This is a genomic window from Nocardioides sp. (genome assembly GCF_036374615.1).
In the GTDB taxonomy this organism is placed as follows: Bacteria; Actinomycetota; Actinomycetes; order Propionibacteriales; family Nocardioidaceae; genus Nocardioides.
The window spans coordinates 14,723-38,991 of record NZ_DASUTK010000065.1; the positions used below are offsets into that span (position 1 = coordinate 14,723).

The 24,269-nt window shown below is 71.4% G+C and carries 25 protein-coding genes; 16 read left to right on the plus strand and 9 right to left on the minus strand.

Annotation, left to right across the window (positions count from 1 at the left end; translation table 11 throughout):
• Positions 1 to 49: 49 nt before the first annotated feature.
• Entirely contained in the window at positions 50 to 445 is a 396-nt protein-coding gene (locus VFZ39_RS05320; RefSeq protein WP_330864688.1) for a DUF4446 family protein, read from the minus strand.
• A gap of 69 nt (positions 446 to 514) precedes the next feature.
• Here VFZ39_RS05320 and VFZ39_RS05325 point away from each other — a divergent pair, with 69 nt between their 5' ends.
• The 7 genes from VFZ39_RS05325 (at position 515) to VFZ39_RS05355 (ending at position 6,217) form a co-directional block, all read left to right on the plus strand.
• Positions 515 to 1,372, plus strand: a complete 858-nt coding sequence (locus VFZ39_RS05325; RefSeq protein ID WP_330864689.1) for a prephenate dehydratase — start codon at positions 515 to 517, stop codon at positions 1,370 to 1,372.
• 23 nt (positions 1,373 to 1,395) lie between these two features.
• A complete protein-coding gene (gene larB, locus VFZ39_RS05330; protein WP_330864690.1) occupies positions 1,396 to 2,079 on the plus strand; it encodes a nickel pincer cofactor biosynthesis protein LarB in 684 nt (227 codons plus the stop codon).
• On the plus strand, positions 2,076 to 3,278 hold the full coding sequence (gene larC / locus VFZ39_RS05335; RefSeq protein ID WP_330864691.1) for a nickel pincer cofactor biosynthesis protein LarC: 1,203 nt from the start codon (positions 2,076 to 2,078) through the stop codon (positions 3,276 to 3,278). Before larB ends, larC begins: the two co-directional genes overlap by 4 nt.
• Before the next feature lie 10 nt (positions 3,279 to 3,288).
• The gene (locus VFZ39_RS05340; protein ID WP_330864692.1) at positions 3,289 to 3,885 is read left to right on the plus strand and encodes a TMEM165/GDT1 family protein; all 597 of its coding nucleotides are present in this window, start codon (positions 3,289 to 3,291) and stop codon (positions 3,883 to 3,885) included.
• A 79-nt stretch (positions 3,886 to 3,964) separates the two neighbouring features.
• A complete protein-coding gene (locus VFZ39_RS05345) occupies positions 3,965 to 4,330 on the plus strand; it encodes a Crp/Fnr family transcriptional regulator (protein ID WP_330864693.1) in 366 nt (121 codons plus the stop codon).
• A complete protein-coding gene (locus VFZ39_RS05350) occupies positions 4,320 to 5,327 on the plus strand; it encodes an adenylate/guanylate cyclase domain-containing protein (RefSeq protein WP_330864694.1) in 1,008 nt (335 codons plus the stop codon). The genes VFZ39_RS05345 and VFZ39_RS05350 overlap by 11 nt, the downstream gene beginning before the upstream one ends.
• Before the next feature lie 131 nt (positions 5,328 to 5,458).
• Entirely contained in the window at positions 5,459 to 6,217 is a 759-nt protein-coding gene (locus VFZ39_RS05355) for a GNAT family N-acetyltransferase (protein ID WP_330864695.1), read from the plus strand.
• A gap of 77 nt (positions 6,218 to 6,294) precedes the next feature.
• Here VFZ39_RS05355 and VFZ39_RS05360 read toward each other — a convergent pair whose 3' ends face one another.
• Positions 6,295 to 6,882 (minus strand): GNAT family N-acetyltransferase, encoded by a 588-nt coding sequence (locus tag VFZ39_RS05360; RefSeq protein WP_330864696.1) that lies wholly within the window; start codon positions 6,880 to 6,882, stop codon positions 6,295 to 6,297.
• 157 nt (positions 6,883 to 7,039) lie between these two features.
• On the opposite strand from VFZ39_RS05360, the gene VFZ39_RS05365 reads away from it, so the two are divergent.
• Positions 7,040 to 8,254 (plus strand): arginine deiminase, encoded by a 1,215-nt coding sequence (locus VFZ39_RS05365; RefSeq protein WP_330864697.1) that lies wholly within the window; start codon positions 7,040 to 7,042, stop codon positions 8,252 to 8,254.
• A gap of 229 nt (positions 8,255 to 8,483) precedes the next feature.
• Here the strand turns inward: VFZ39_RS05365 and VFZ39_RS05370 are convergent, their stop codons facing one another.
• From VFZ39_RS05370 to VFZ39_RS05395, 6 genes are all read right to left on the minus strand, one after another.
• Positions 8,484 to 9,428, minus strand: a complete 945-nt coding sequence (locus VFZ39_RS05370; protein WP_330864698.1) for a DUF5926 family protein — start codon at positions 9,426 to 9,428, stop codon at positions 8,484 to 8,486.
• Positions 9,429 to 9,466: 38 nt separating this feature from the next.
• Positions 9,467 to 10,360, minus strand: coding sequence for a MurR/RpiR family transcriptional regulator (locus VFZ39_RS05375; protein WP_330864699.1), 894 nt, complete (start codon positions 10,358 to 10,360; stop codon positions 9,467 to 9,469).
• Positions 10,353 to 12,134 (minus strand): serine hydrolase, encoded by a 1,782-nt coding sequence (locus tag VFZ39_RS05380; RefSeq protein ID WP_330864700.1) that lies wholly within the window; start codon positions 12,132 to 12,134, stop codon positions 10,353 to 10,355. Before VFZ39_RS05380 ends, VFZ39_RS05375 begins: the two co-directional genes overlap by 8 nt.
• Positions 12,131 to 13,426, minus strand: coding sequence for an exo-beta-N-acetylmuramidase NamZ family protein (locus VFZ39_RS05385; protein ID WP_330864701.1), 1,296 nt, complete (start codon positions 13,424 to 13,426; stop codon positions 12,131 to 12,133). Before VFZ39_RS05385 ends, VFZ39_RS05380 begins: the two co-directional genes overlap by 4 nt.
• 3 nt (positions 13,427 to 13,429) lie before the next feature.
• Positions 13,430 to 15,277 (minus strand): glycoside hydrolase family 3 protein, encoded by a 1,848-nt coding sequence (locus VFZ39_RS05390; protein ID WP_330864702.1) that lies wholly within the window; start codon positions 15,275 to 15,277, stop codon positions 13,430 to 13,432.
• 97 nt (positions 15,278 to 15,374) lie between these two features.
• Positions 15,375 to 16,154 carry a glycerophosphodiester phosphodiesterase gene (locus tag VFZ39_RS05395; protein WP_330864703.1) on the minus strand — a complete coding sequence of 260 codons (780 nt, stop codon included), beginning with the start codon at positions 16,152 to 16,154 and terminating at the stop codon, positions 15,375 to 15,377.
• 134 nt (positions 16,155 to 16,288) lie between these two features.
• Between VFZ39_RS05395 and VFZ39_RS05400 the strand changes: the two genes are divergently transcribed.
• The 7 genes from VFZ39_RS05400 to VFZ39_RS05430 all read left to right on the plus strand — a co-directional run bounded on the left by VFZ39_RS05400 (position 16,289) and on the right by VFZ39_RS05430 (position 22,115).
• Positions 16,289 to 17,050 (plus strand): ABC transporter ATP-binding protein, encoded by a 762-nt coding sequence (locus VFZ39_RS05400; RefSeq protein WP_330864704.1) that lies wholly within the window; start codon positions 16,289 to 16,291, stop codon positions 17,048 to 17,050.
• 3 nt (positions 17,051 to 17,053) lie between these two features.
• Complete coding sequence (locus VFZ39_RS05405) at positions 17,054 to 19,612, plus strand: ABC transporter permease (protein ID WP_330864705.1); 2,559 nt, start codon at positions 17,054 to 17,056, stop codon at positions 19,610 to 19,612.
• A 62-nt stretch (positions 19,613 to 19,674) separates the two neighbouring features.
• Positions 19,675 to 20,049: a VOC family protein gene (locus VFZ39_RS05410; RefSeq protein ID WP_330864706.1), complete on the plus strand. Its 375-nt coding sequence runs from the start codon at positions 19,675 to 19,677 to the stop codon at positions 20,047 to 20,049.
• Positions 20,046 to 20,519 (plus strand): MarR family winged helix-turn-helix transcriptional regulator, encoded by a 474-nt coding sequence (locus VFZ39_RS05415; RefSeq protein WP_330864707.1) that lies wholly within the window; start codon positions 20,046 to 20,048, stop codon positions 20,517 to 20,519. The genes VFZ39_RS05410 and VFZ39_RS05415 overlap by 4 nt, the downstream gene beginning before the upstream one ends.
• Before the next feature lie 20 nt (positions 20,520 to 20,539).
• Positions 20,540 to 21,130 carry a dienelactone hydrolase family protein gene (locus VFZ39_RS05420; protein ID WP_330864708.1) on the plus strand — a complete coding sequence of 197 codons (591 nt, stop codon included), beginning with the start codon at positions 20,540 to 20,542 and terminating at the stop codon, positions 21,128 to 21,130.
• Complete coding sequence (locus VFZ39_RS05425; protein ID WP_330864709.1) at positions 21,127 to 21,723, plus strand: GNAT family N-acetyltransferase; 597 nt, start codon at positions 21,127 to 21,129, stop codon at positions 21,721 to 21,723. The genes VFZ39_RS05420 and VFZ39_RS05425 overlap by 4 nt, the downstream gene beginning before the upstream one ends.
• Positions 21,724 to 21,743: 20 nt before the next feature.
• Positions 21,744 to 22,115 carry a VOC family protein gene (locus VFZ39_RS05430; protein WP_330864710.1) on the plus strand — a complete coding sequence of 124 codons (372 nt, stop codon included), beginning with the start codon at positions 21,744 to 21,746 and terminating at the stop codon, positions 22,113 to 22,115.
• 418 nt (positions 22,116 to 22,533) lie between these two features.
• On the opposite strand, the gene VFZ39_RS05435 is transcribed toward VFZ39_RS05430, so the two are convergent.
• Positions 22,534 to 23,595, minus strand: a complete 1,062-nt coding sequence (locus tag VFZ39_RS05435; RefSeq protein WP_330864711.1) for a helix-turn-helix transcriptional regulator — start codon at positions 23,593 to 23,595, stop codon at positions 22,534 to 22,536.
• Between the two features lie 114 nt (positions 23,596 to 23,709).
• Between VFZ39_RS05435 and VFZ39_RS05440 the strand changes: the two genes are divergently transcribed.
• Positions 23,710 to 24,246, plus strand: a complete 537-nt coding sequence (locus tag VFZ39_RS05440) for a nuclear transport factor 2 family protein (RefSeq protein ID WP_330864712.1) — start codon at positions 23,710 to 23,712, stop codon at positions 24,244 to 24,246.
• Positions 24,247 to 24,269: the final 23 nt, after the last annotated feature.

Here is a 24,269-nt window from a genome sequence, read left to right on the forward strand (position 1 = left end):
AGAGTGCGCCATGGCGCACTCTGAGGCACACGCCGCGTTTCCATGTGGGTCAGGGTCGGGCGTGGGCGATCGCCTCTTCCTCCTCGGGCGAGAGCTGCTGCTCACAGGTCCAGGCGGAGACGCTCTTGGCGTAGGTGCGAGCCTCGCTGCGGCCGTGGATCGAGGTGACCACGACGCCGTGGCCGCCGTCGTCGAGGAGGGCCAGGGACCACGAGAGGTGGCCACCCATGTCGCCGAACGCGTCGTAGCGGACCACCGCGAGGTGCCGCAGCGCGTCGCCGGCCTCGCGCTTGAGCGCGGCGACCTCCTGTCGGAGGCCGTGCACGTCCTCGGGGAGCTCCTCGACCCCGGTGCCGCGGGTGCGCTGCGTACGGCGCAACGCGACCACGGTGAACGCGAGCGCGAGCACCGCGAGCACGAGCGCCAGCACCGACAGGATCTCCACGCGCCGAACCCTACGACCGAGGCGCGGTCGGAGCGCGGCGGCACGAGCACGGCGTGGGAAAATGCCGCGGTGACGACACCCTCGACCGGGCAGCCCCAGGTGATCGCCTACCAGGGGGAGCCGGGTGCCAACTCCCACCTGGTCTGTCGCGAGCACTATCCGGACCACGAGCCGCTCGCCTGCGCCTCGTTCGAGGACGTCTTCGCCACGGTCGTGAGCGGCGAGGCCCACCTGGCGATGATCCCGATCGACAACTCGATCGCCGGTCGGGTCGCCGACATCCACCACTTCCTGCCCGACTCCGGTCTCCACATCGTGGCCGAGCACTTCCTGCGCATCCAGTTCGCGCTGCTCGGGGTGCCGGGGGCCGAGCTCGACACGATCCGCACCGTCCACAGCCACGTCCACGCGCTCGGTCAGTGCCGCAAGGTGATCCGCGAGCTCGGCCTCATCCCGGTCGTCTCCGGCGACACCGCCGGCGCGGCCCGCGAGGTCGCGGAGATGAAGGACCCGACCCAGGCGGCGATCTCACCGCCGCTGGCAGCGGAGATCTACGGGCTCGAGGTGCTCCGCGAGGACGTCGAGGACGAGGACCACAACACCACGCGCTTCGTCGTCCTCTCGCGGGACTACGTCGAGGCGCCGCCCGGAGAGGGACCGGTCGTGACGTCGTTCGTCTTCAACGTCCGCAACCTGCCGGCCGCGCTGTACAAGGCCCTCGGCGGGTTCGCCACGAACGGCGTCAACATGACCAAGCTCGAGAGCTACATGGTCGGCGGCCACTTCACCGCCACCCAGTTCCTCGCCGAGGTCGACGGCCACCCCGCGGACCCCGGCGTCGCCCGGGCGCTCGAGGAGCTGGCGTTCTTCACCACCGACGTGAAGGTGCTGGGCGTCTACCCGGCGGCCCGCGAGCGGGGCGAGTGACCGGCGGGCGATAGATTCGCCGCGTGAGTCACGACCCGCGCACCGAGGACCTGGGCTTCGCCCGGGTCGACCTCGACCGCGCGGCGCGCACCGGTGATGCCGAGGTCGTGTACGGCGAGGGCAAGACGCCCGAGCAGATCGTCTCGATCCTCACGACGCTGCACACCCACCACCCCGACCGCGCGGTGCTCGCGACCCGGCTCTCCCACGAGGCGTTGCACGCCGTCGAGGCTGCCGGCGCCGAGGTCGACCGGGTGGCCCGGGCCGCCACCCTGGGCCCGCTGCCGACCGCCCGCGGCACGGTCGCGGTGGTCAGCGCCGGCACGTCCGACGCACCGGTCGCCGCGGAGGCCGCGCTGACCGCCCGGGTGCACGGCGCCGCCGTCGACACGATCACCGATGTAGGCGTTGCCGGGCTGCACCGGCTGCTCGGCGTCCGCGACCGGATCGAGCAGGCCGACTGTGTCGTCGTGGTGGCCGGCATGGAAGGCGCCCTGCCGTCGGTCGTCGGCGGACTCGTGGGTCTCCCGCTGGTGGCGGTGCCGACCAGCGTCGGCTATGGCGCCTCGTTGGGCGGCATCGCGGCCCTGCTCGGGATGCTCAACTCCTGCGCCCCCGGCGTCACGGTCGTCAACATCGACAACGGCTACGGCGCCGGGGTGTTCGCGGCGCGGGTGGCCCGGCAGTCGGCCCGGGACGACCGGTGACGCTCTGGGTCGACGCGTCGTCCGGCGCCTCCGGTGACATGCTGCTGGGCGCCCTCCTGGGAGCCGGGGTGCCGCTCGAGACGCTGCAGGCGGCGGTGTCTGCGGTCAGCCCGGAGCCGGTGACCCTGCGCCAGGAGTCCGTACGCCGCGGCGAGCTCGCCGCGACCCGTTGTCATGTCGAGGTGGCCGACTCGGTCCACCACCGCACCTGGCGCGACATCCACACGATGCTGCTCGCGGCTGACCTCGAGGTGGGCACTCGCGAGCGTGCGGTCGCCGCGTTCGAGCGGCTCGCGGTCGCCGAGGCGACGGTCCACGGCAGCGACCCGCTCGACGTCGCGTTCCACGAGGTCGGTGCTCTCGACGCGATCGCCGACGTGGTCGGCGTCTGCGCCGGGTTCGCGTGGCTGGCCCGGGCCTCGACCACCGGTCGGGACGTGGTCGTGAGCCCGGTCGCCGTGGGGTCCGGCAGCGTCCGGGGCGCGCACGGCACGCTGCCGGTCCCGCCTCCCGCGGTCGCCGAGCTGCTCCGGTCCGTGCCGTCGTACGCCGGACCGCACGGTGCGCCCGAGATGGAGCTCTGCACCCCCACCGGTGCCGCTCTGCTGACCACGCTCGCGACCGGCTGGGGCCCGCAGCCGGCGATGACCGTCGAGTCGATCGGGGTGGGGGCCGGTGGCCGCGACCCGGAGGGCCATGCCAACGTGCTGCGCCTCTTCGTCGGTGCCGGGAGCTCCGAGGATCGCACCTCGACCACCGGCGAGTCGGTGCTGCTGGAGAGCAACGTCGACGACCTCGACCCCCGGGTCTGGCCGCAGGTGATCGCCACCCTCCTGGAGGCCGGCGCCAGCGACGCCTGGCTCACCCCGATCCTCATGAAGAAAGGGCGTCCCGCTCACACGCTGTCCGTCCTGGTCCCGGCCGACCGGGCCGCCACCGTCAGGACCACGGTCTTCCGCCACACCTCCGCCATCGGGCTGCGCGAGACCACCCTCGACAAGCACGCCCTCGAACGCGAGATGACCCGCGTCGAGGTCGACGGCCAGCAGATCGACGTCAAGCTCGCGCGCCACGACGGAGTGCTGGTCAACGCGATGCCGGAGTACGACGACGTGGTACGCGCCGCCACCGCGCTCGGCCGCCCGGTCAGCGACGTGCTCGCCGATGCCGTGGCCGCGAGCCGGGGGTTCTTCCGCTGATGGGCCGCCCGTGATCGACGTCGTGGTCGTCGCGCTCACGTTCGGCGCGATCTTCGTGGTCGAGCTGCCCGACAAGACGTTCATCGCGACGCTGGTGCTCTCGACGAAGTTCCGGCCACTGCTGGTCTGGATCGGCGTGGGCCTCGCCTTCACGGTGCAGACCCTGGTCGCGGTCGCGCTGGGCCACGCGGCGTCCTTCCTGCCTCAGGACGCGGTCCGGCTGCTGGCGCTGCTGATGTTCCTCGCCGGCGCGGTGATCCTGTTCCGCGAGGGTCGCAGTCACCACGTCGAGTCGGGCGACGAGTTCGCCGCCAAGGCCGACCCGGGCACGACCGGCCTCCGCGCGGTCGGGGCCAGCTTCCTGGTGCTGTTCGCCGCCGAGTGGGGCGACCTCTCACAGCTGCTGACGCTCACGCTCGTGGCGCGGTACGAGGACCCGGTCAGCGTCTTCGTCGGCGCCCTGGGGGCGCTGCTGGCGGTCAGCGGTCTGGCGGTCCTGCTCGGTCGGGCGCTGCTCCGCGTGGTGCCGCTGCACACGCTCCACTACGTCGGGGCCGCGGTCTGTCTGCTGCTGGCCGGCTTCACGGCGTACGAGCTGGTGGCCTGAGACACGATCGCTGGACACGCCGCGCCGCGGTTGGGGAGGATGCCCGCGGGGAGGGGTCCCGACACGAGAGGCCGTCCACATGGCGATCTTCGACGGATTCGACGACCGCGAGGTCGACCGGATCAAGAACACCGGAACCCACGTCACGCTGCCGGCCGACTGGTCCCCCATCTGGGAGAAGACCCCGGCCGACAAGGCGTACATCATCGTGAGCGGCGAGGCGTCGGTCCGGCGTGGTGGCGAGGAGATCGCGCGGCTCGGGCCCGGCGACATCTTCGGCGAGGGCGCGATCGTCAACCACAAGCTGCGCAACGCCTCGATCGTGACGCTGACCAAGGTCGAGCTGATCCACTTCACTCGGCAGCAGGTCGAGGAGCTGCGCGACGAGGTCCCCGCGTTCGCCGAGGCGCTCGAGCGCACGGCGCAGGAACGCCTTGGCAGCTGACGACGCAGAGGCGCTCTCCGGGGCGGACCTGCCGGAGCTCGAAGAGCTCCTGCTCGGTGCCCGGCCGAACCTCACGCGCCAACAGGTCGCCGACCGCGCGGGCGTGCCGCTCGAGCTCGCCGTGGAGCTGTGGGGTCAGCTCGGCTTCCCCCACGCCGCCAACGGCGACGTCGCCTTCACCGAGAACGACGTCACCGCACTCGAGCAGACCGCCGAGCTGGTCGCGCTCGGCATCCTCGAGCCCGACTCGCAGTCGGCCCTGGTCCGCACCTGGGGTCGGTCCTACGCACGACTGGCCGAGTGGCAGGTCGGCCTGCTCGCCGGCATCGCGCTCGCCGACGCCGACCCCGCCGCCAGGCTCGACGAGCTGGTGACCAAGGTCCTCCCCGACGTCGAGCGGCTCCAGGCGTACGTCTGGCGACGCCATCTGCTCAGTGCCGCCCACCGGCTGCTGCCCCGCGCCGCCGTGGACGACGTGGAGGTCCCGATGGTCGTCGGGTTCACCGACATCGTCGGTTACACCAGCCTGAGCAAGAACCTCGCCGAGTCCGAGCTGGTCGAGCTCGTCGAGCGGTTCGAGGACGAGACGACCCGGCTGGTCGTCGAGGCAGGAGGCCGGGTGATCAAGACGATCGGCGACGAGGTGCTGTACGTCGCCGACGACCCGCACGCCGGCGTCGAGGTGGCGCTCGACCTGACCCGACGGGGCGAGGACGACGAGGACGCCTTCCCGCGGGTCCGAGCCGGGCTGGCCTTCGGACCGGTGACGAGCCGGCTCGGTGACGTGTTCGGCCCGACGGTGAACATCGCCGCCCGACTGACCTCGGTCGCGCGGCCCGGGACGGTGCTGGTCGACGCCGGCGCACGGGAGGTCCTGACAGCAGGCGAGGGGCACGACGACCTCCGGCTGGGAAGGGTCCGCCGGGTGTCGGTCAAGGGCTACCGCAACCTCGAGCCGTGGGTGGTGCGTCGTCGCGCGGGATCCGGAACACGCTGAGCCAGCTCTCGGGAGCCGCACCAGATCGTTGTGGAACGCCGCGTGACACCACGACACCATCCGGGCCCCGGGTACCGGACCACCCCGTGCCGGGACCGAGCGATCCGTGGAGGATGACTACCCTCGCCGGGGTGACCTCGAAGCGGCGGCCCGGCTCGACCCCGAGACAGCGACGGCGCGACCGGCTGATCGCCCAGGCCGAGGCCGCGCTGGCGCGGCTGGCCGTCGCCCCGCGCGACCACGTCGCCCTGGGGTCGCTGGAGGAGGCGGCCGCCGGCCTCGACGGGCTGGTCGACGGGGGTGAGGGCGACACGGAGCTGCGCGAACGACTGGTCGACGCGCCGCGCCGCACCCATCTCGCATGGCCGCCCGGCCCGGCGCTGCCGATCCGGACGGATCGGCTCGTGCTGAGGCAGCGCGAGCCCGCGGACACCGCCGACCTCCATGCGATCTACAGCCGCGAGGACGTCGCCGAGTACCTGCTGGCGCCACCCCTGGAGCTCGACGAGGTCGAGGAGATGCTGGCCGAGCGCGCCACCGCGCAGGCGGACGGCTTCGGCCTCGTGCTCGAGCGGGAGGGTCGCGTGGTGGGCGAGGTGGCCCTGATGTTCCGGGGCCCGACCCAGTCCGAGCTCTCGTGGGTGGTCCACCCCGACCACGGCGGCCGCGGCTTGGTCACCGAGGCGGTGCGAGAGCTGATCGGGCTCGGCTTCGGTCACTTCGCCCTGCACCGGATCTACGCCGAGCTCGACGCCCGCAACACCGCCTCAGCACGCCTCTGCGAGCGGCTCGGCATGCGCAAGGAGGCCCACCGGCTCGCCGACTACTGGTCGAAGGGTGAGTGGACCGACACCCTGCAGTACGCCGTGCTCGCCTCCGAGTGGAGCTGACTCTCCAGCTGTTGTGTCCCTGTCCGCGCGGCTCGCGGCAAGGTCGGGCCCGCCCCGACAGCGGCAGGAGAGTGCGCTCAGGCACGCGTGCTCGGGGTCACCTCGCGCACCATCACGCAGTTGCCCAGGCCCTTGGGTCGGTCGTAGGTGAAGCCTTCGCGCTCGTACATCGTGCGGGTGCCGTTGTAGAGGAACGACGAGTTCTTCTTCCGCACCCCGCCGGTGTCATGCGGGTAGCCCTCCACCAGACCACCACCGGCCTGCGCGATCAGCTCGACCGCTCCGCGCAGGGCGATCGCCGCCAGGCCCTGACCGCGACGGCCGCGCTCGACCAGGATGCAGGTGACCCGGTAGTCGGGCAGCCGCTCCGCAGTGGCCAGGTACTCCTTGCGGTGCTGGATGTCGGGCAGCTCCTCGGGTGACCCGTACTCCGCCCAGGCGACGGCCCGGTCGCCGTCATAGACCAGCGCCGCGTGCGCGATCCCCTCAGCCACCAGGCGTTGCTTGAGCGCCCGGTTCCCCTCGCGGCTCTGGCCCTTCTCCGCGCAGTCGGGATGGAACTTCGTGCACCAGCAGCCGGCGAACATGCCCCCGTTCCGCTCGACGAGAGCGGCGAAGTCGCCGAACGTCTCCGACGTCAGCGCCCTGATCGTGAAGTCGGACATGCTGGCAACCTAACCCCGACGGCGGACGTTCGGCTTCCGATTGCTCGTGCGCTGCCCTCGACAGCACCAGCACCGCACACAACTCGGCTGACCAGTGCTGTTCCGTCCCGGAGCACGGACACACCCGCTGGGGCGACGGCCCACTAAAGTGCCCGGCATGACACCCCACGGCGCAGACAGCGAGGTCGGCCGGCTGCAGACGGTGCTGTTGCACCGACCGGGCGACGAGCTGAAGCGACTGACCCCTCGCAACAACGACAAGCTGTTGTTCGACGGCATCCCGTGGGTCGCGCGCGCCCAGGACGAGCACGACGCGTTCGCCGATGCCCTGCGAGCGCGCGACGTGGAGGTCCTCTACCTCACCGACCTGCTGACCGAGACGCTGGAGCAGGAGTCGTCGCGTCATCACGCGATCACCACCGCGCTGTCGGGCCTCCACCTCGGCGACACGCTGCGCAGCTACCTCGCGCGCGCACTCAGCGATGCGTCCCCGGCCGAGCTCACGTCGTACCTCATCGCCGGCATCCGCAACGACGAGGTGCGCGGCGGCCACGGCCTGGTGACAGCCCTGCTCGACGAGCACGACTTCCTGGTCGACCCGCTCCCCAACCTGCTGTTCACCCGCGACTCCAGCGTGTGGGTCCGCGACCGGGTCGCGATCACGTCGCTGGCCATGCCCGCCCGACGCCGCGAGACGCAGCTGACCGAGCTCATCTACACCCAGCACCCGCGGTTCGCCGGCACCCGGACTATCCACGGCTGGCACCACGAGCACGTCGAGGGCGGTGACGTGATGCTGCTCGCGCCGGGCGTGATCGCGGTCGGGGTCGGGGAGCGGACCACCCCTGCCGGCGTGGAGCGGCTGGCCCGACAGGTCTTCCACGCCGATCTGGCCACCACGGTGCTCGCGGTGCCGATCGCGCAGGAGCGGGCCACGATGCACCTCGACACCGTGGCCACCATGGTCGACGTCGACAAGATCGTGATGTACCCCAACGTCGCCGACTCCTTGCAGGCGTACGCCGTGACGGTCGACGATCCGGGCACCGACGAGGCCTCGCTGGCGCTCGACGTGGCCGACGCGGAGCCGTTCCTCGTCGCGGCGGCGAAGGCGATGGGGATCGACACCCTCGAGCAGATCGACACCGGCCTCGACCCGGTCACCGCCGAGCGCGAGCAGTGGGACGACGGCAACAACACCCTCGCCATCGCGCCCCGGGTCGCGGTCGCCTACGAGCGCAACGACGGGACCAACGACCGGCTCGAGGCCGCCGGCATCGAGGTGGTCAGGATCGCCGGCTCCGAGCTGGGGTCGGGTCGCGGCGGCCCACGCTGCATGAGCTGTCCGGTGTCACGGGCTCCGCTGCCCTAGACCCGAAGCTGTCACGAACCCGCGTCGTCGTCCTGTGGGCGGCGCTCCGCAACCCCCACTGCCCGATAACCGGACGGATCGGGCCAGAATCGGAATGGTGCCGGACCGGGACGTAGATGACCCGGCCGTTGCCGACGGGGGAGACAACAACGACCGGGCCGATTGGAAACCTACCGCCCACCTCGCAGCGACACAACTGCGGGGGTGGCGTGTCCCGGAAACAGGATCGCTACCGAATGGTGACCTGACGGTGCGCAAGACCGTTCCGGGCGGCGCGTTCCTCGCTCGTGAGGTCCTCCGTGGAGGCGAGCGTGGTGGCCAGGTCGGAAGCGAACCGGCTGGCCGGCTCCTCCAAGGCCTCGGCGCCGGTGCCGAGCGGTAGGTCCCAGACCGGGGTGAGCAGACCGTGGGCGCGGAACATCCCCACGAGCCTGGAGTCGGGGACGAGCACGTCCTGGCCCGTGACGTGGAGCCGCGCCAGCGCGTCGAGCAGCGGCCCCTCGGGCTCCGGCATCACCCAGCGCAGGTGCTCCTTGGTCGTCACGTCCGTCCAGTACGCCGCCGGTACCGACGACAGCCGCGTGGTCGGGTTCACCTGCCCGTTGGCCTCGTCCAGCGCTCCCGCCACGTCCGCCGCGTCCGGGCTGTCGGCCACCCAGAAGTCGAAGCCGTCGTGCACGGTGATGTCGAGTGGAGCGTCGCCGACCAGGTCCTGGAGTCGGGGGCCCTCCCCCGGCGGCTCGGTGAGCCCGACGATGCCCGGCTCCCCCTGGGCGAGCGCGGCGAGCAGCACCGCTGCCAGGTCGCGCGACGGGTCGCCGAAGTTGTGAACCACCTGGAGCCCCAGCCACACCTCGCCGGAGTCGCGCACCATCGCCGGAGCCGCCATCGGGAGCAGGGTGCACAGCGTCACCCGGCGGTCGGCGTGCTCGCCGACGAGCGGGAGCGGCGCGGTCGCCGAGGGAACCAGCTCGCGCAGCGCGACCAGGTCACACTCCGAGGCCAGCCCCTCGAACGGTCGGGCGACGAAGACGGCCGAGGCGCCGCCGGGAGCGCCGTGGCACGCCTTGTACCGGCGTCCTGACCCGCACGGGCACGGCTGGCGCGGGCCCACCTCACCCGCCGTGGTGGTCGTGGTCCGGGGGCGGGTCCTGGTGCGTGAGCGCTTTCCCATGCGGCGAGACTAGGACACGTGCTGGGCGCGGCCGCGCGTCACGACGTCGAGCGGGGGCTGCGCCGTCCGCGCCGCCAGGACTCGACCGCGTCATGGGTTGCCTGCAGCGCCTGCTGTGACGACTCGAAGGTCTGCTGCGCGACCCCGACGAAGACGCAGTCGACGACCGTGAGCTGGGCGAGCCGGCTCGCCGTGGCGCCGGACCGGAACGTCGTCTCGCGAGCGGCGGTGGTCAGGACGTGGTCGGCCACGGCCGCGATCGACGAGCGCGGGAAGTTAGTGATCGCGATCGTGGTGACCCCGTTGCCGCGGGCCAGCTCGAGCGCGTCGACCGTGTCTCGTGTGACACCGCTGTGGGAGAGACCGATCGCCACGTCGCCGGGGCCGAGCAGCGCGGCACTGGTCATCGCCACGTGCGGGTCGGCCCACGCGAAGGCGACCCGCCCGATCCGGTGCAGCTTCTGCTGGAGGTCGAGTGCCACGAAGGCGCTGGCACCCACGCCGTAGATGTCGACCCGCTGCGCTGCCGCGATCACCTCCACCACCCGCCGCAGCTCGTCGACGTCGAGCTGCTCCGCGGTCTCCTCGACCGCCCGGGCGTCGGCGAACGCCACCTTCTCGACCACCTGCTCGAGGTCGTCGCCGGGACCGATGTCGCTGCCCACGATCCGACCGTCCCGCCCGTTGCGGCCGTCCTCCCGCCCGAGCTCAGTGGCCAGCGCCAGCCGCAGCGCCTGGTAGCCGGTGAAGCCGACCGCGCGGCTGAACCGGGTCACCGTCGTGACCGACGTCTCACAGGCGGTCGCCAGGTCGCTGATCGTCGAGGCGGCGACGGCTCCCGGGTCGTCGCACACCCGCAGCGCCACCCGACGTTCGGCGGGAGCCAGCGTGGGCACCAGCGATCGGATCCTGACCGTCGTCGCCTCAGTCACGACTGGCCCTCCACCCGTCCGGCGCGAGCGCGCGCTCGTCGTCCAGGCGCTCGCCGCCCGACCCGGTGACCCGGACCCGGTCGACGTACACGCCTCGGCCCTGGTAGAGGCCGTCGGTCCGGTACCGCCAGCGCAGCAGCACCGGGCCGGCGCCCACGTCGGTCACCGCGTCGGCGCGATGCCAGACCCGTCCCGCGAAGCCCGACACGGTGCCGTCGGTCGGCGTCTCGGTGTCACCGCGGCGGAGCGTGAACGGTAGGGGTTCCCAGGTGGCACCGTCGTCGGCCGAGATCTCGAGCGACGCCAGGTCGTAGCCCGCCTCGGTGTCGTACCAGAGGTCGAAGCCGACCTGCAGCGGGCCGGGCAGGATCGGGTCCACCGGCAGGGTCAGCGTGGCGTTCCGGGCGTCGCCCAGGCCGGAGAACCAGGCGGTCCGCCCCTCGGTCGGACGGACGGCGACCGCTCGGGCGAGGTCCTGCGCCACGGCCCGGCGGGCGGGGTTGTTGCTTCCCCAGTCGCGGGTCGGGTGGACCCGGTTGGTCAGCAGCACGACGAACGACTCGGCGAGCGGGTCCACGACGAACGACGTGCCCGTGAAACCGGTGTGGCCGAAGGTGACCGGCGACGACATCCCGTCCATGTACCAGCGCTGGTCGAGCTCGAACCCCAGCCCGTGCGAGTCACCGGGGAACGCCGCGTTCTCGTTCGTCAGCATCGTGCGAACAGTGTCCTCCTCGAGGATCCGCGATCCCCGGTAGCGACCCCCGTTCAGCAGCGTCTGAGCCAGCACCGCGAGATCGTGCGCGGTGGAGAACAGCCCCGCGTGCCCGGCGACGCCACCGAGCGACCACGCGTTCTCGTCATGCACCTCGCCCCGGATCATCGGCCGGCCGGCCCACGGCTGCGGCTCCGTCGCCGCGATCCGCGGCCGGAGGGACGCCGGTGGATCGAACATCGTGTCACGCATCCTCAGGGGCTCGGTGATGTCGTCGTGGACCACCTGGTCGAGCCGACGACCCGTCACCTCCTCGACGAGCATCCCGAGTGTGATCATGCCGAGGTCGGAGTACACATACTGCTCCCCCGGCGGCGCGGTCGGTGCCACCGCGAGCACCGCCGCGCGTCGCTCCTCGATCGTCGGGTAGCGGCTGTACAGCGGGATCCAGGCGGGCAACCCGCCGGTGTGCGTCAGCAGCTGGCGGACCGTGATCGCTTCCTTGCCCGCGGCACCGAACTCGGGGAGGTACGTCGCCACCGGCTCGTCGAGGTCCACGACTCCGCTCTCCACCTGCTGCATGACCGCGATCGAGGTGAACGTCTTGGTGACCGAGGCGAGGTCGTAGATCGTGTCCGGGCGGGCCGCCACCCGCTCAGCGGGCGGTAGCTCGATTGCCGCGTCCTGGTAGCGAACGGCGTGCCCCGCGGCGTCGTGCACGGCGATCACGCCGCGACGCGCCGCCAGCACCACACCGCCGGCGTACAAGGGATGCTCCGGCGACGGCTGGAGGTACCGGCGAAGGTCCGCTCCCAGCCGGTCCAGATGGCGAGGAACCAGCCCCGCCTGACGCGGGGTGCCGTAGCGCAACGGCCGACCGCGGGAGGAGAGATCGACGTCGGCCGGGACGACCACCCCCGAGGCGGCGGTCGTCCCGGCGCGGGCGGGCCGGTCCGGGTCTGCCGCGCTCCAGGGGTCGGTCGCGGCACCCGACGCCCCGACGGTGACCAGGAGGGGCGTCACGAGGCCGAGCGCGACGACCGCGGCGCCCCGCCTCACCGTGCGCGACCCCGGTAACGCAGGTGCGCCTCGCGCACGCGTCGGAACGCCTGCAGGTCCTCCTGCCAGCCGGCCACCACCTCGTCGACGCCGGCTCCCGCGTCGATGTCGAGCCGCACCTGCTCGGAACCGGTCAGCCGGTCCATCCAGAACGGGGCCTGGCTCTCGCGCCAGGCGAACTCGGGCGCGATCTGCTTCGCGGTGATGATCATCGCGATCGCGGTCCGGATCGCGTCGAAGTCGCCCCGGTCGGTGACGTGCAGCTGGACGCCGGCGCAGGACGTGCCCTGGTGCTTGGAGGACGTCGGGGTGAAGTACGCCTCCCGGAACTCGACGCCCGGGAGCTGCTGCTCGCGCAGGGCGTCGCCCCAGGTGTGGTCGAGGTACGGCGCGCCGATCAGCTCGAACGGTCGGGTCGTGCCACGTCCCTCCGACAGGTTGGTCGCCTCGAACAGGCAGGTCCCCGGGTACGCCACCGCGGTCTCGACCCGCGGCATGTTGGGTGAGGGCATCACGAAGGTGTGGCCGGTCTCCTCGTGGAACATCCCCCGACGCCAGCCCCGCATCTCGACGACGTCGAGCTCGGCCTGTGCGCCGGCGTCGGCCTCGACGAACTCGGCGTTGAAGAGCCCGGCCAGCTCACCGACCGTCATGCCGTGCTGCTGCGAGATCGCCTTGCGGCCCACGAAGCTGGCGTGCTCCGGATGCATCACCGGCCCGTACGCCGCTCGCCCGCCGATCGGGTTGGGGCGGTCGAGCACGATGAACCGCACCCCGGCCGTCGCCGCGGCCACCATGCAGTCGTACATCGTCCAGATGTACGTGTAGAACCGGGCGCCGACGTCCTGGATGTCGAACAGCACCGAGTCCACGCCCGCCTGGTCGAAGAACGCGGCGATCTGCGCCGGCCCTTTTCCGTAGGTGTCGTACACCGGCACCCCGGTCCGCGGATCGGCGTAGTCGCCCTCCGACCCGCCCGCCTGCGCTGAGCCCCGGAACCCGTGCTCGGGCCCGAACGCCGCCACCAGGTCCACGTGACCGCTCTCGACGATCAGGTCGATCTCGTGCCGCAGGTCGGGGACGATGCCGGTGGGGTTGGAGATCAGTCCCACCCTCTCGCCCTGGACCAGTCGGTAGTCGTCGTCGTGCAGCACCTCGATCCCCGTCTGCACCCGATGACCGGCGCCACGGCCGGCCGCGTGCGTGGCTGCCGCGGTCGAGACCGACAGCGTGGCCGCGCCGGCCGTGACGCTGGTGGTCCGGATGAAGGTGCGTCGGTCGATGCCCGCCACGACTCAGCCTCCGTATCCGAGGCCGTGCCCGAACGGGTACAGCACGGTGTCGGGGTCCTCGGCGGTCGGGATCGTCACCGGCAGCGTCCCGGTGGGGTCGACCTCGCCGTACAGGACGCGCACCAGCGACTCCAGCGAGACGCCGGTCCAGCTATACGTCGACAGGTAGGCGGGCACCTCCGGGTAGTAGGCGATGTCGTGGGCCTCCCTGGCGGCGACTGCGATCACCGGCTTGCCGGTCGCCGTGAGACGCCGGACCAGCTCGCGCTGGGCGGCGTTGTCGTTCATCCAGGCGCGGTAGGACACCACCACCGTGACGTCGTGCTCCTCGGCTGCGGCTTCAGCGGCAGCGATCTGCGCCGCGGTCGGCGCCGCCCCGGTCTCGAGCACGGTGGGATCGGCGCCGCGTTCGGACAGCTTGTCGGCGATCGTCGCGGTCGTGCCGACGCCCCAGCCGGTGACGAGCACGCTCTGGCTCGCCTCCGGGTCGAGGGGAAGCGTGCCGTCGTTCTTCACCAGCGTGGTGGAGCGGTCGGTGAGCGCCTGGGCGGCGGCCAGGTGCTCGTCCGTGCCGACCACCTCAGGGACGGCGTCGACGTCGACGTACGGGTCCTCGACCAGGCCGAGGTCCCACTTCAGCTGGAGGATGCGCTGCACCGAGGTGCGGAGGCGCTTCTTGCTGACCTCGCCGTTGCGGACCGCGTCGAGGACGGCGTCGTACATCGTGAGGAACTCGCCGTCCGGCGGCTTCAGCAGCATGTCGACCCCAGCCTGCAGTGCCGCGACCGGTACTCGGTTCGACGGGTAGGTCTCGGTCGCGCCACCCATGTCGAGGGCGTCGGTGACGATCACGCCGTCGTAGCCCATCTCCTCACGCAGGATGCCGGTGATGATCGGCCTCGACATCGTGGCAGGCGCCCCGGACGGATCCAGCGAGTCCACCACGATGTGCGCGGTCATGATCGCCCGCACGCCCTCGTCGATCGCGGCCTGGAACGGGGGCCGGTCGACGGCCTCCCACTCCGCGCGGGTGTGGTCGATCTCCGGCAGCCCGAAGTGGCTGTCCACCGAGGTGTCACCGTGGCCTGGGAAGTGCTTGGCTGCGCCGGCTACGTCGGAACCGGAGTAACCGCGGACCTGTGCCGCGGTGAGGTCGGAGGCCAGGGCCGGGTCCTCGCTGAAGGACCGGACGCCGATCACCGGGTTGGCGGGGTTGACGTTGACGTCCGCCACCGGGGCGAAGTTCCAGTTGACGCCGATCGCTCGCAGCTCCTCGCCGATGATGGCGGCCGCGGTCTCGGCGTCGTCGGCGCTGCGACCGGCCCCGAGCGCCATGTTCCCCGGCAGCACGGTGGCCGGCGGCCCGACGCGGGCGACGATGCCGCCCTCCTGGTCGGTGGCGACCAGGGCCGGCACTTCCAGCCGGGTGCTCAGCGCGGCGTCCTGGACGCCGTTGGAGAGCGCCGCGATCTGCTGCGGGTTGTTCGCGTTGTCCGACCAGTTGTAGTAGATGACGCCACCGAGCTTGTAGCGCTCGACCAGCTGGGCCGCGTTGTCGACGCCGTACAGCTCCTGGTTCGCGGCGACGTGATCCGGGTCCTGGGTGTCCGCGGTGTCGCCGTAGGCATAGGTCATGAAGAGCTGCCCGACCAGCTCACGGAGGCCCATCCGCGACACCGTGCTGCGCACCCACGCGTGGCCGGGCTTCTCAGCTGCGTGTGCCGCCGGTTTCCCGGAGGAGCCCGCCGCGGCCCCCGCAGTGGTCACCGTCGTGCTCGGCACGACGGCCAGGGCGAGTGCGACGAGCAGCGCGATGACGAGCGCGGCCGGTCGACGGAACTGGTGACGCATGACTTCCTCCCGAGATGCCCCCGCGTGGTGAATGAATAACTGCCTCAGTCGTTCATAGGGAAATCTTTCACCACTCGACCGTGCGGTCAACCCTCGCTCAGCGGTCGAGCCGGTCGAGCAGGTAGCCGGGCCGGTCGGTGATGACCGCCGTGACGCCCAGGTCGAGACAGGTCTGCAGCTGGGTGTCGGTGTTGACCGTCCAGACGTGGATGTCGCGACCGGTCCGCGCCAGCCTGGGGCCGAACGTGGGGTGCTTGGTGAGCTGCTCGATACCCGGCCCCAGGATCCAGCCGTCGGCCAGTACCGGCTTCAGCATCGGCCAGTGGCGGGCCTTCTCGATCAGCATCACCAGCTGCAGGTCCGGCGCCAGCCGTTCGACCCGCTGCAGTGCGGTGTAGGAGAAGCTCATGATCCGCGCCGGGCTGTCACCGCGGTCCCAGCCGAAGTGGCGCAGCTCCTCGACCAGCCGGCGTTCGACCAGCCCGGCGTACCTCGTCGGGTGCTTGGTCTCGATCGCCAACTCGACCCGGCGGCCACAGTCGGCGACGGTCGACAGCAGTCGGCGCAGTGTCAGCACCCGGTCCAGCGACTCGTCGCGGTCGGGCGCCTCGTCGTCCAGGTCGGCCCACGGGTTCTTCCAGGACGCGAAGTCGAGCTGGTCGAGATCGGCGAGCTCCATCGTGGAGAGCACCCCCGGTCGATTCCCGGTCCGGCGTGTGTCGCGGTCGTGGAAGCACACGAGGTGACCGTCGGCGGTCAGCCGGACGTCACACTCGAGGCCGTCGGCGCCGATCTCGATGGCCTCGATGTACGCCCCGAGGGTGTGCTCGGCGCGTTCGTGGCTCGCGCCACGGTGCGCGACCACCTGCGGCCTCATGGCAGGCATTCTGCCGGGTCCGGACGTCCGAACCGTGGCGCCACGAGGCGTCACCGGATCTCGGGGGCGTCCTCAGGGATGGCTCGGGGGACAATCTGATTGCCCGGCTCAGGTCGACCCGGAAGGCTGACGACATGACCACGGACCTCGCCGCACCCACGACCGGCGCCGCCGCCAGCGCTCGCGACCTCGTCAAGATCTACGGCAAGGACGAGACCGAGGTGCGGGCGCTCGACGGGGTGACGATCGACCTGTACGCCCGCGAGTTCACCGCGATCATGGGACCATCCGGCTCCGGCAAGTCGACGCTCATGCACTGCCTGGCTGCCCTCGACACCCCGACCAGCGGGGAGGCCTTCGTCGGCGGTACGCCGCTAGGGGGTCTGAAGGACAAGCAGCTCACCGCACTGCGGCGCGAGCAGATCGGCTTCGTGTTCCAGGCGTTCAACCTGGTGCCGACGCTGACGGCGGAGGAGAACATCACGCTGCCGTTGGCGCTGGCCGGCCGCAAGCCCGACCCGGCGTGGTTCGACCAGGTCGTCGACGCCGTCGGGCTGCGCGACCGGCTCAAGCACAAGCCCAGCGAGATGTCGGGAGGGCAGCAGCAGCGGGCGGCGTGCGCCCGGGCGCTGGTCAGCCAGCCGTCGATCGTGTTCGCCGACGAGCCGACCGGCAACCTGGACAGCACGAGTGGCGCCGAGGTGCTCGGATTCCTGCGACGCAGCGTCGACGAGTTCGGCCAGACGATCGTGATGGTCACGCACGACCCGGTCGCGGCGGCGTACACGGACCGGGTGGTCTTCCTCGCGGACGGCAAGACCGTCGACGAGCTGCGCGACCCGGACCGGGACTCGATCCTCGACGCCATGGCACGACTGACGCCTGCGGTGGGCTGACCTGTGCTTCGACTGACCCTCCGCAACCTGTTCGCGCGCAAGGTGCGGCTCCTGATGAGCACGCTCGCGATCGTGCTCGGCATCGGCTTCCTCACGGGGGTGCTGACGTTCAGCACCGGGCTGAACTCGACGTTCGACAGCATCTTCAAGGGCTCGACCCCCGACGCGGTCGCCCGCCCGTCCGGCACCGACCCGGCGCAGCAGTTCGGCATCGGCAACACCTCGGTCCTGAAGCCTGCCGACGTCGAGCGCCTCGCGGAGCTCCCCGAGGTCGCACAGGTCGACGGCGCGGTCGACGGGTTCGGCATGTCCCTGCTCGACCAGGACGGCAAGCTCGTCGGAGGGGGAGGCGCTCCGACCATCGGGTTCAACTACACCGACACTCCGAACCTGCTCGACGAGCCCACCCTGAAGCTGATCTCGGGTGAGTGGCCGAGCGGCACCCACGAGATCGCGATCGACACCGGCGCGGCTGAGAAGGCCGGGTACGAGGTCGGCGACGAGGTCACGGTCATCGCGCCGAGCGGCGAGTCGCTCGACAACGTGCGCACGACCCTCACCCTGTCCGGCACCGCCGAGTTCAACGGAGGTGGCACCGCCGGGGCGACGCTGCTGATGTTCTCGACCGAGGGCGCGCAGCACTTCTTCCTCGACGGACGGGACGTGTTCACCTCGGCCCTCCTCACGGCCGCGCCAGGGGTGAGCCAGGAGCAGCTGGCCGAGGCGGCGGGCGAGGCGCTCCCCGACGGCTACGAGGCCGTCGAGGGTGACACGGTCGCGGAGGAGCAGGAGTCGGCCATCGCCGAGTTCACCGACGTGATCACGCAGTTCTTGATCGCGTTCGCGGTGATCGCGATCCTGGTCGGGGGCTTCATCATCGCCAACACCTTCAACATCCTGGTGGCGCAACGGGTCCGCGAGCTCGCGCTGCTGCGGGCACTCGGCGCGAGCACCAAGCAGGTCCGGCGGTCGGTGATCGTCGAGGCCGCGATGATGGCCCTGATCGGAGCGACGCTCGGCATCCTGCTCGGCCTGGGACTGGCCCGTGGGCTCGCCGCGCTGTTCTCCGCGTTCGGCCTGGAGATCGCCAGCAGCACGCTGGTCCTGACGGTCAGCACGGTCGTCGCGGCGTACGCAGTGGGCCTCGGTGTGACCCTGGTGTCGGCGTACCTGCCCGCCCGGCGCGCGTCCCGTACGTCGCCGATCGCGGCCATGCGCGAGGACTCGGGAGCCACCGCGGAGGGCTCGCTGCGGCGGCGCGGCATCATCGGAGCGCTGGTCGCCCTGCTCGGCGCGGCCCTCGCGTTCCTCGGCCTGATGGACCCGCCCGGACCGGCCGCCGCGTGGATCGGCGCCGCCGCGGTGCTCTGGGTGCTCACCGCCGCAGCCCTCAGCCCGGTCCTGGGCCACCCGGTGCTCATCGCGTGTCGCAAGGTGTTCGGCGGTCTGTTCGGCACCACCGGGCGGCTCGCGGCCGAGAACACCCTGCGCAACCCGCGGCGGACCGGCGCCACCGCGTCCGCACTGATGATCGGACTCGCCGTGGTGTCCGCCGTCGGCGTCCTGGCGGCCTCGATGAACCGCACCGTCGACGCGCAGGTCGAGGACCAGTTCCAGGCGGACTTCCTGGTGCAGTCCGCCAACTTTCAGAGCTTCCCCACGACCGTCGGCGACGACATGGCCCAGGTGGAGGGCGTCGACGTCCTCACGCGCGACCAGTTCGCACCCGCGCTGATCGGAGGCGAGCCGGAGTTCATGCTCGCCGTCGACCCGGCGTACCGCGAGGTCTATGACATCGACCTGGTCGCCGGCACCGGGGAGCTCACCGGTGAGCGGCAGGCGGTGATCACCCGCGATGCGGCGAGTGAGTACGGCGTGTGGGTCGGTGACTCGCTGGACCTGGCGTTCCCGGGCAACAAGTCCGCGAAGGTGGAGGTCGTCGGTGTCTTCGAGGAGACTCCCGTGCTCGGCGGTGTCAACGTCCCGCTCGGCCTGCTGGACGAGATGGGCATCAAGCGGACGGACACCTCGCTCAGCATCAACGTGGCCGACGGAGTGGACCCGGCCACCGTCCAGGCGGACCTGGAGGCCCTGGTCGAGGACCTGCCGATCGTGACGGTCTACGACAAGCAGGGCTTCGCCGACAGCCTCAAGGAGCAGATCAACCTGCTGCTCTACCTCATCTACGGGCTGCTGGCGCTGGCGATCGTGATCGCAGTCATCGGGATCGTCAACACCCTGAGCCTGTCGGTGATCGAACGGACCCGCGAGGTCGGGCTGCTGCGGGCGGTCGGCCTCTCCCGTCCCCGGTTGCGCCGGATGGTCACCTTGGAGTCCGTCACCATCTCGGTGATGGGGGCCGTGCTGGGCATGGCGGTCGGGCTGCTGGTCGGAGTGCTGCTGCGGCAGTCCCTGGCCGACGACCTGACCGAGCTCGCGCTGCCGTTGCAGAACCTGGCGATCTTCCTGGCGATCTCGGTGGTCTTCGGGGTGGTGGCGGCAGTGGTGCCGGCAATCCGAGCCTCGCGGATGAAGGTGCTGGAGGCGATTGCCACCGAGTGACCCCTTCTCAGATTCCGTTAGGTTGCCTAACATTAGGGGACCTAAGGATGGAGGAGGTTCCGATGGCTCTTGTTCAAGTTGCCCAGCGGGCAGGCGACCTGGAGCGGGCCGCCCGCTTCTACACGCAGCTGCTCGGCAAGGAGCCGAGTGCGACGTACGACCCGCCGGGTCTGCTGTTCTTCGACCTCGACGGCGTCAGGTTGTTGCTGGAGGAGCGGGCACCCTCGTCGTTGCTGTACCTGCGGGTCGACGACATCGACGCGGAGGTCGCGCGACTCGAAGCGCTCGGCGTCGAGTTCACGGGCGCACCGCATGCCATCTTCCGCCACGAGGACGACACGCTCGGGCCCGCCGGCACCGAGGAGTGGCACGCGTTCCTCACCGACTCCGAGGCGAACACGGTCGGGCTGGTCGAGCTGCGCCGCGTCGAGTCGTGAGCCGCGGGCCGACACAGCGGGACCTCGCCGCGGCCGACCACCTGAACTCCGCGGCGATCCACCTGCTGCGGGGCATGCGGCCGGTCGACCAGCGGGCCGGCCTCACCGCCGCCCGATTGTCCGCGCTCTCGGTGCTCGTGTACGGCGGCCCGCAGACCCTCAGCGACCTGGCGCGGATCGAGGACGTTCGGCCGCCCACGATGGCCGGCATCGTCGACGGGCTCGCGGCAGCCGGCCTGGCCCGTCGCGGTCCCCACCCGTCCAGCCAGCGGTCGGTGCTGGTCAGGGCCACGGCCGCCGGAGAGCGACTGATGCACCAGGCGCGCCAGGCCCGGCTCGAGACGATCGCCCTCGCCCTCGGCTCGCTGGACCCGGCCGCGAAGGCCGCGATCCGGGCCGCAGCCCCGCACCTGCGCCGATTGGCGGCCGTCGTACCCGACCTGATCGAACCGGACGCCGATCGTCCGTAATGGCCCGTACGGTCTCCCGCATGACAGACATCGTTCTCTTCCACCACATCCAAGGGCTCACCTCCGGAGTCCATGACTTCGCCGACCGGCTCCGCGCCGCCGGGCACACCGTGCACACGCCCGACACGTTCGAGGGACGCACGTTCGCCTCGATCGACGAGGGCCAGGCGTACTGCAGCGAGCTCGGCTTCGACAAGGTGGCCGCCAGGTCCGTGGAGCTGGCGGCCGACCTGCCTGCCTCGGTCTTCGCGGGCTTCTCTCTCGGCGCGATGCCCGCCCAGCAGCTGGCCCAGACCCAAGCGGGCGCCCGGGCACTGCTCGCCTACCACGGGTTCGCCGACCCGGCGTACTTCGACGGCTGGCCGGACGGCGTGAAGGCCCAGATCCACGCCATGGACCACGACCCGTTCTTCATCGGCGACGGAGAGGACGAGGAGGGTGACATCGAACCGGCCCAGGCGTTCGTGGCAGCGCACTCCGACGCCGAGCTCTTCCTCTACCCCGGCTCCGCCCATCTGTTCACCGACAGCTCCCTCTCGGACTACGACGCCGGCGCCACGGAGCTGGTGCTCGAGCGGTCGCTGGCATTCCTCGCCACACTGGAGGGATGACGACGTCGCTGCGGATCGTCCCGGCCAACGAGGCGAGCTGGGACGATCTGCAGGCCGTGTTCGGTACCCGCGGGGCTGCTTCACGCTGCTGGTGCCAGCGCTTCAAGCTGGCCCGAGGTGAGAGCTTCGGCAACACCCCGACCGAGGACCGGGCCCGGCGGCTGCGCCAGCAGACCGCGTGCGACGATCCCGCGTCCGGTGCCACGTCGGGGTTGGTCGCGTACGTCGACGGCGTCCCGGCCGGGTGGTGCGCGGTCGAGCCGCGGTCGGCGTACGCCGGACTGCTGCGGGTGTTCAAGGTCCCGTGGGAGGGGCGGGACGAGGACCGCACCGACCCGTCCGTGTGGGCCCTCACGTGCGTCCTCGTCCGGGCAGGCTACCGGCGCTCGGGGCTGAGTCACGAGCTGGTCGCGGCCGCCGTCCCGTTCGCCCGCGACCGCGGGGCGCGCGCACTCGAGGGGTACCCGATCACCACCACGGACGTGATCGCCGAGGAGCTGCACGTCGGCACCGTCGCGGCGTTCGCGGCGGCGGGGTTCGAGGTCGTCAGTCGGCCCACGCTGCGGCGCGTGGTGATGCGGATCGACTTCTGAGCACGCGTCACACTGGCCGTATGGCCGTTCGTCTGCACCACATCGTGATCGACTCCCACGACCTGCCGGCGCAGGCGGACTTCTGGTCGCGAGCACTGCGGTGGCGGATCCTGTCGGTCCGAGATCGCGAGATCGTGATCGGTCCTGACGAGCACGCCCCCGTCGGCATCTGCCTGATGCCCTCGCCGGACGTGAAGACGGTGAAGAACCGGGTCCACCTCGATCTCACCACGAGCGCGGACGACCGAGACGCCGAGATCGAACGGCTGTTGTCGCTGGGCGCTTCGCGGGTCGACGTCGGCCAGACCGGCGAGGAGTCGTGGGACGTGCTCGCGGATCCGGAGGGCAACGAGTTCTGCGTCGTCCGGGCGAAGGCGACACTGATCCGCTGACGCCGGGGGATGGGCGCACGTCCCGGCCGTCACCTAGGCGCCCGCGATCGGGATCTGAGGTAGTCGGCCGATGTTTCGCGCTCGGCACCCGTCGAGTCTGGTGGGACCGGCGTATCAGGCACCCGCTCTGACGCTCTTACCAGGATCCGGAAGGACTGCCATGACCGACAACACGACGTGCCCCGAGTGCGGGGAAGTAGCCCGCGTGGAATGGCGGTGCGTGCTGGAGAGCACGGACGGCCCGATCGAGCACTGCCGGATCCGGTGCGGGCAAGGGCACTGGTTCCTGCTTCCGGTGGAGATGCTCGCCCGCCACAGGCACACGCCAGCTGCGGGCTCAGTCCTGGGTCGCCCGCGACTCAGTTCTGAGCGGGTGAACCGGGGTCGGTGACAGGCCCGAGGTGGCGTCGTCGTCCCCTCAGGAATGATCAGGCGGAGACAGGGCGCTCAGCCGCGCGAGCAGCTCGGCGCGGCTGTGGACCCCTAGCTTCGCAAAGATCGACTTCAGGTGGTCCTGGAGCGTGTACGGCGAGATGAAGAGCCGGCGGGTGACCGCCGTGGTCCCCAGCCCCTGCCTCAGCAACGTGACCACCTCACGCTCGCGCCGCGAGAGGCCGTGTGCGCGGCACACCAGGTCGAACGTCTCCTCCGAGGAGGCGGCTCGGAGGGTCACCGCGATCGCGGGCGCGCCGTTGCCCTCGAGTGTGGCGGCCTCGACACGAACCCAGCCGCCGTCGGGGACAGGCAGCATCGCGTGCGCACGGTCCGCCTCGCCCGTCCGCGCCAGCGTCGCGACGGGATAGATGACGGGGTGGAGGATCCCCCAGTGGGCGAACGCCGCCGCCCCGGGCAGCCGCTCCGACCACGAACGCGCCGCGGCGGTCTGACTGACCACGTTCAGGTCGTGATCGAGCAGCAGGATCCCGGGCGAGGTGACGACGCCTCCGCCACCACGGACCCCCACCTGCCGCCGCATCGCCCCGCCCAGCTCGGGGCCGACCTGGCCGAGCAGCTCGATCTCCGCGTCGGTGAACTCATGGTCCGACCGGTCGCGGTAGACCTCGACCCAGCCCCAGCACCCGAACGCATCCCGGCACGCGGCCGCGGCGACGTCCCCGATGCCGACCGGTGCCAGGACCTCCTCCCATCGCGGTGACCGCGCCAGGTCGCCGTCGGTCTCGACCATGAGCGAGCTCGACGGGCCTCGGCGCCGTGCAATGACGTCCTTCGCGCCGAGGTCGGCCCCCGAGTACTCCAGCTCGAGTGCCCGGGGCAGTGCCGGCCCGTAGTCGTGGTCTGCCAGACCGCCGCCGGGGACCAGCGTCTCGGGATCGGCAGCGGGCCAGCACCACCGGTCGAACCCGATCGCCCGCTCGAGCTCCGCGATGACCTCGCGCTGCAGCGCCTCCCCGCTCACTCCGGAGCGGGCGAGCTTCTCGATCCGCTCCCGGCAGCGTTCACGACCTCGATAGGTCGCCACCTCGTCATCGTAAGGCAATCCCAGCCTTCTGGGATTGCTGCGCACTGAGGGCGCTCCGACGATGGAGAGGCCGACGGTACGTGCCGTCGGACGGGGGAACGAGCGGAGAGCGACATGTCTGAGAACGAGCAGACCAAGCCCCGCTGGGGGCCGTGGCATCGCGTGTGGGCGGGGGCAGCGCTTGTCTTCGTCACCGGGGTCGGCCTCGCGGTGTTCTGGTCCGGAGCCGGGGCGGACGCGTCGGACAGCTCCCACACGGCGCGCCAGGTGCAGCAGATCGAGCGGCAGCGCCTGGCCGCGCTGGTGGACGCCGACATGGAGGTCGTCGAGCGGCTGCACGCACCAGACTTCGAGCTGGTGCCGCCGCCAGGCTTCCCACTGCCGCGAGACGAGTACCTCGGGCTCGTCGAGTCAGGCGATCTGGACTACCACCAGTTCGAACCGGTCTCGAACATCGAGGTCCGCGTCCACGGCAGCTCTGCGACCGTGTGGTACCGCTCGAGCCTGGACGTCGAAGCGGCTGGGCAGGGACGGCTTGCCCACGAGGCGTGGCACCTCTACCTCTACGAGAAGCGCAGCGGGCAGTGGCAGGTCGTGCGCGAGCAGGCCACCGCGGTCGGCGGGTTCCCGCCGCCAGGCACCGGCTCCTAGCGCGGAGGCGCGCGGTCCAGCAG

Bases quoted from the DNA above. Each gene is read 5' to 3' on its own strand.
- VFZ39_RS05420 (WP_330864708.1), top strand. From the start codon at position 20,540: ATGACAGACATCGTTCTCTTCCACCACATCCAAGGGCTCACCTCCGGA.
- VFZ39_RS05410 (WP_330864706.1), top strand. From the start codon at position 19,675: ATGGCTCTTGTTCAAGTTGCCCAGCGGGCAGGCGACCTGGAGCGGGCC.
- VFZ39_RS05430 (WP_330864710.1), top strand. From the start codon at position 21,744: ATGGCCGTTCGTCTGCACCACATCGTGATCGACTCCCACGACCTGCCG.
- VFZ39_RS05365 (WP_330864697.1), top strand. From the start codon at position 7,040: ATGACACCCCACGGCGCAGACAGCGAGGTCGGCCGGCTGCAGACGGTG.
- VFZ39_RS05370 (WP_330864698.1), bottom strand. From the start codon at position 9,428: ATGGGAAAGCGCTCACGCACCAGGACCCGCCCCCGGACCACGACCACC.
- VFZ39_RS05360 (WP_330864696.1), bottom strand. From the start codon at position 6,882: ATGTCCGACTTCACGATCAGGGCGCTGACGTCGGAGACGTTCGGCGAC.
- VFZ39_RS05425 (WP_330864709.1), top strand. From the start codon at position 21,127: ATGACGACGTCGCTGCGGATCGTCCCGGCCAACGAGGCGAGCTGGGAC.
- VFZ39_RS05395 (WP_330864703.1), bottom strand. From the start codon at position 16,154: ATGAGGCCGCAGGTGGTCGCGCACCGTGGCGCGAGCCACGAACGCGCC.
- VFZ39_RS05440 (WP_330864712.1), top strand. From the start codon at position 23,710: ATGTCTGAGAACGAGCAGACCAAGCCCCGCTGGGGGCCGTGGCATCGC.
- VFZ39_RS05345 (WP_330864693.1), top strand. From the start codon at position 3,965: ATGGCGATCTTCGACGGATTCGACGACCGCGAGGTCGACCGGATCAAG.
- VFZ39_RS05390 (WP_330864702.1), bottom strand. From the start codon at position 15,277: ATGCGTCACCAGTTCCGTCGACCGGCCGCGCTCGTCATCGCGCTGCTC.
- VFZ39_RS05400 (WP_330864704.1), top strand. From the start codon at position 16,289: ATGACCACGGACCTCGCCGCACCCACGACCGGCGCCGCCGCCAGCGCT.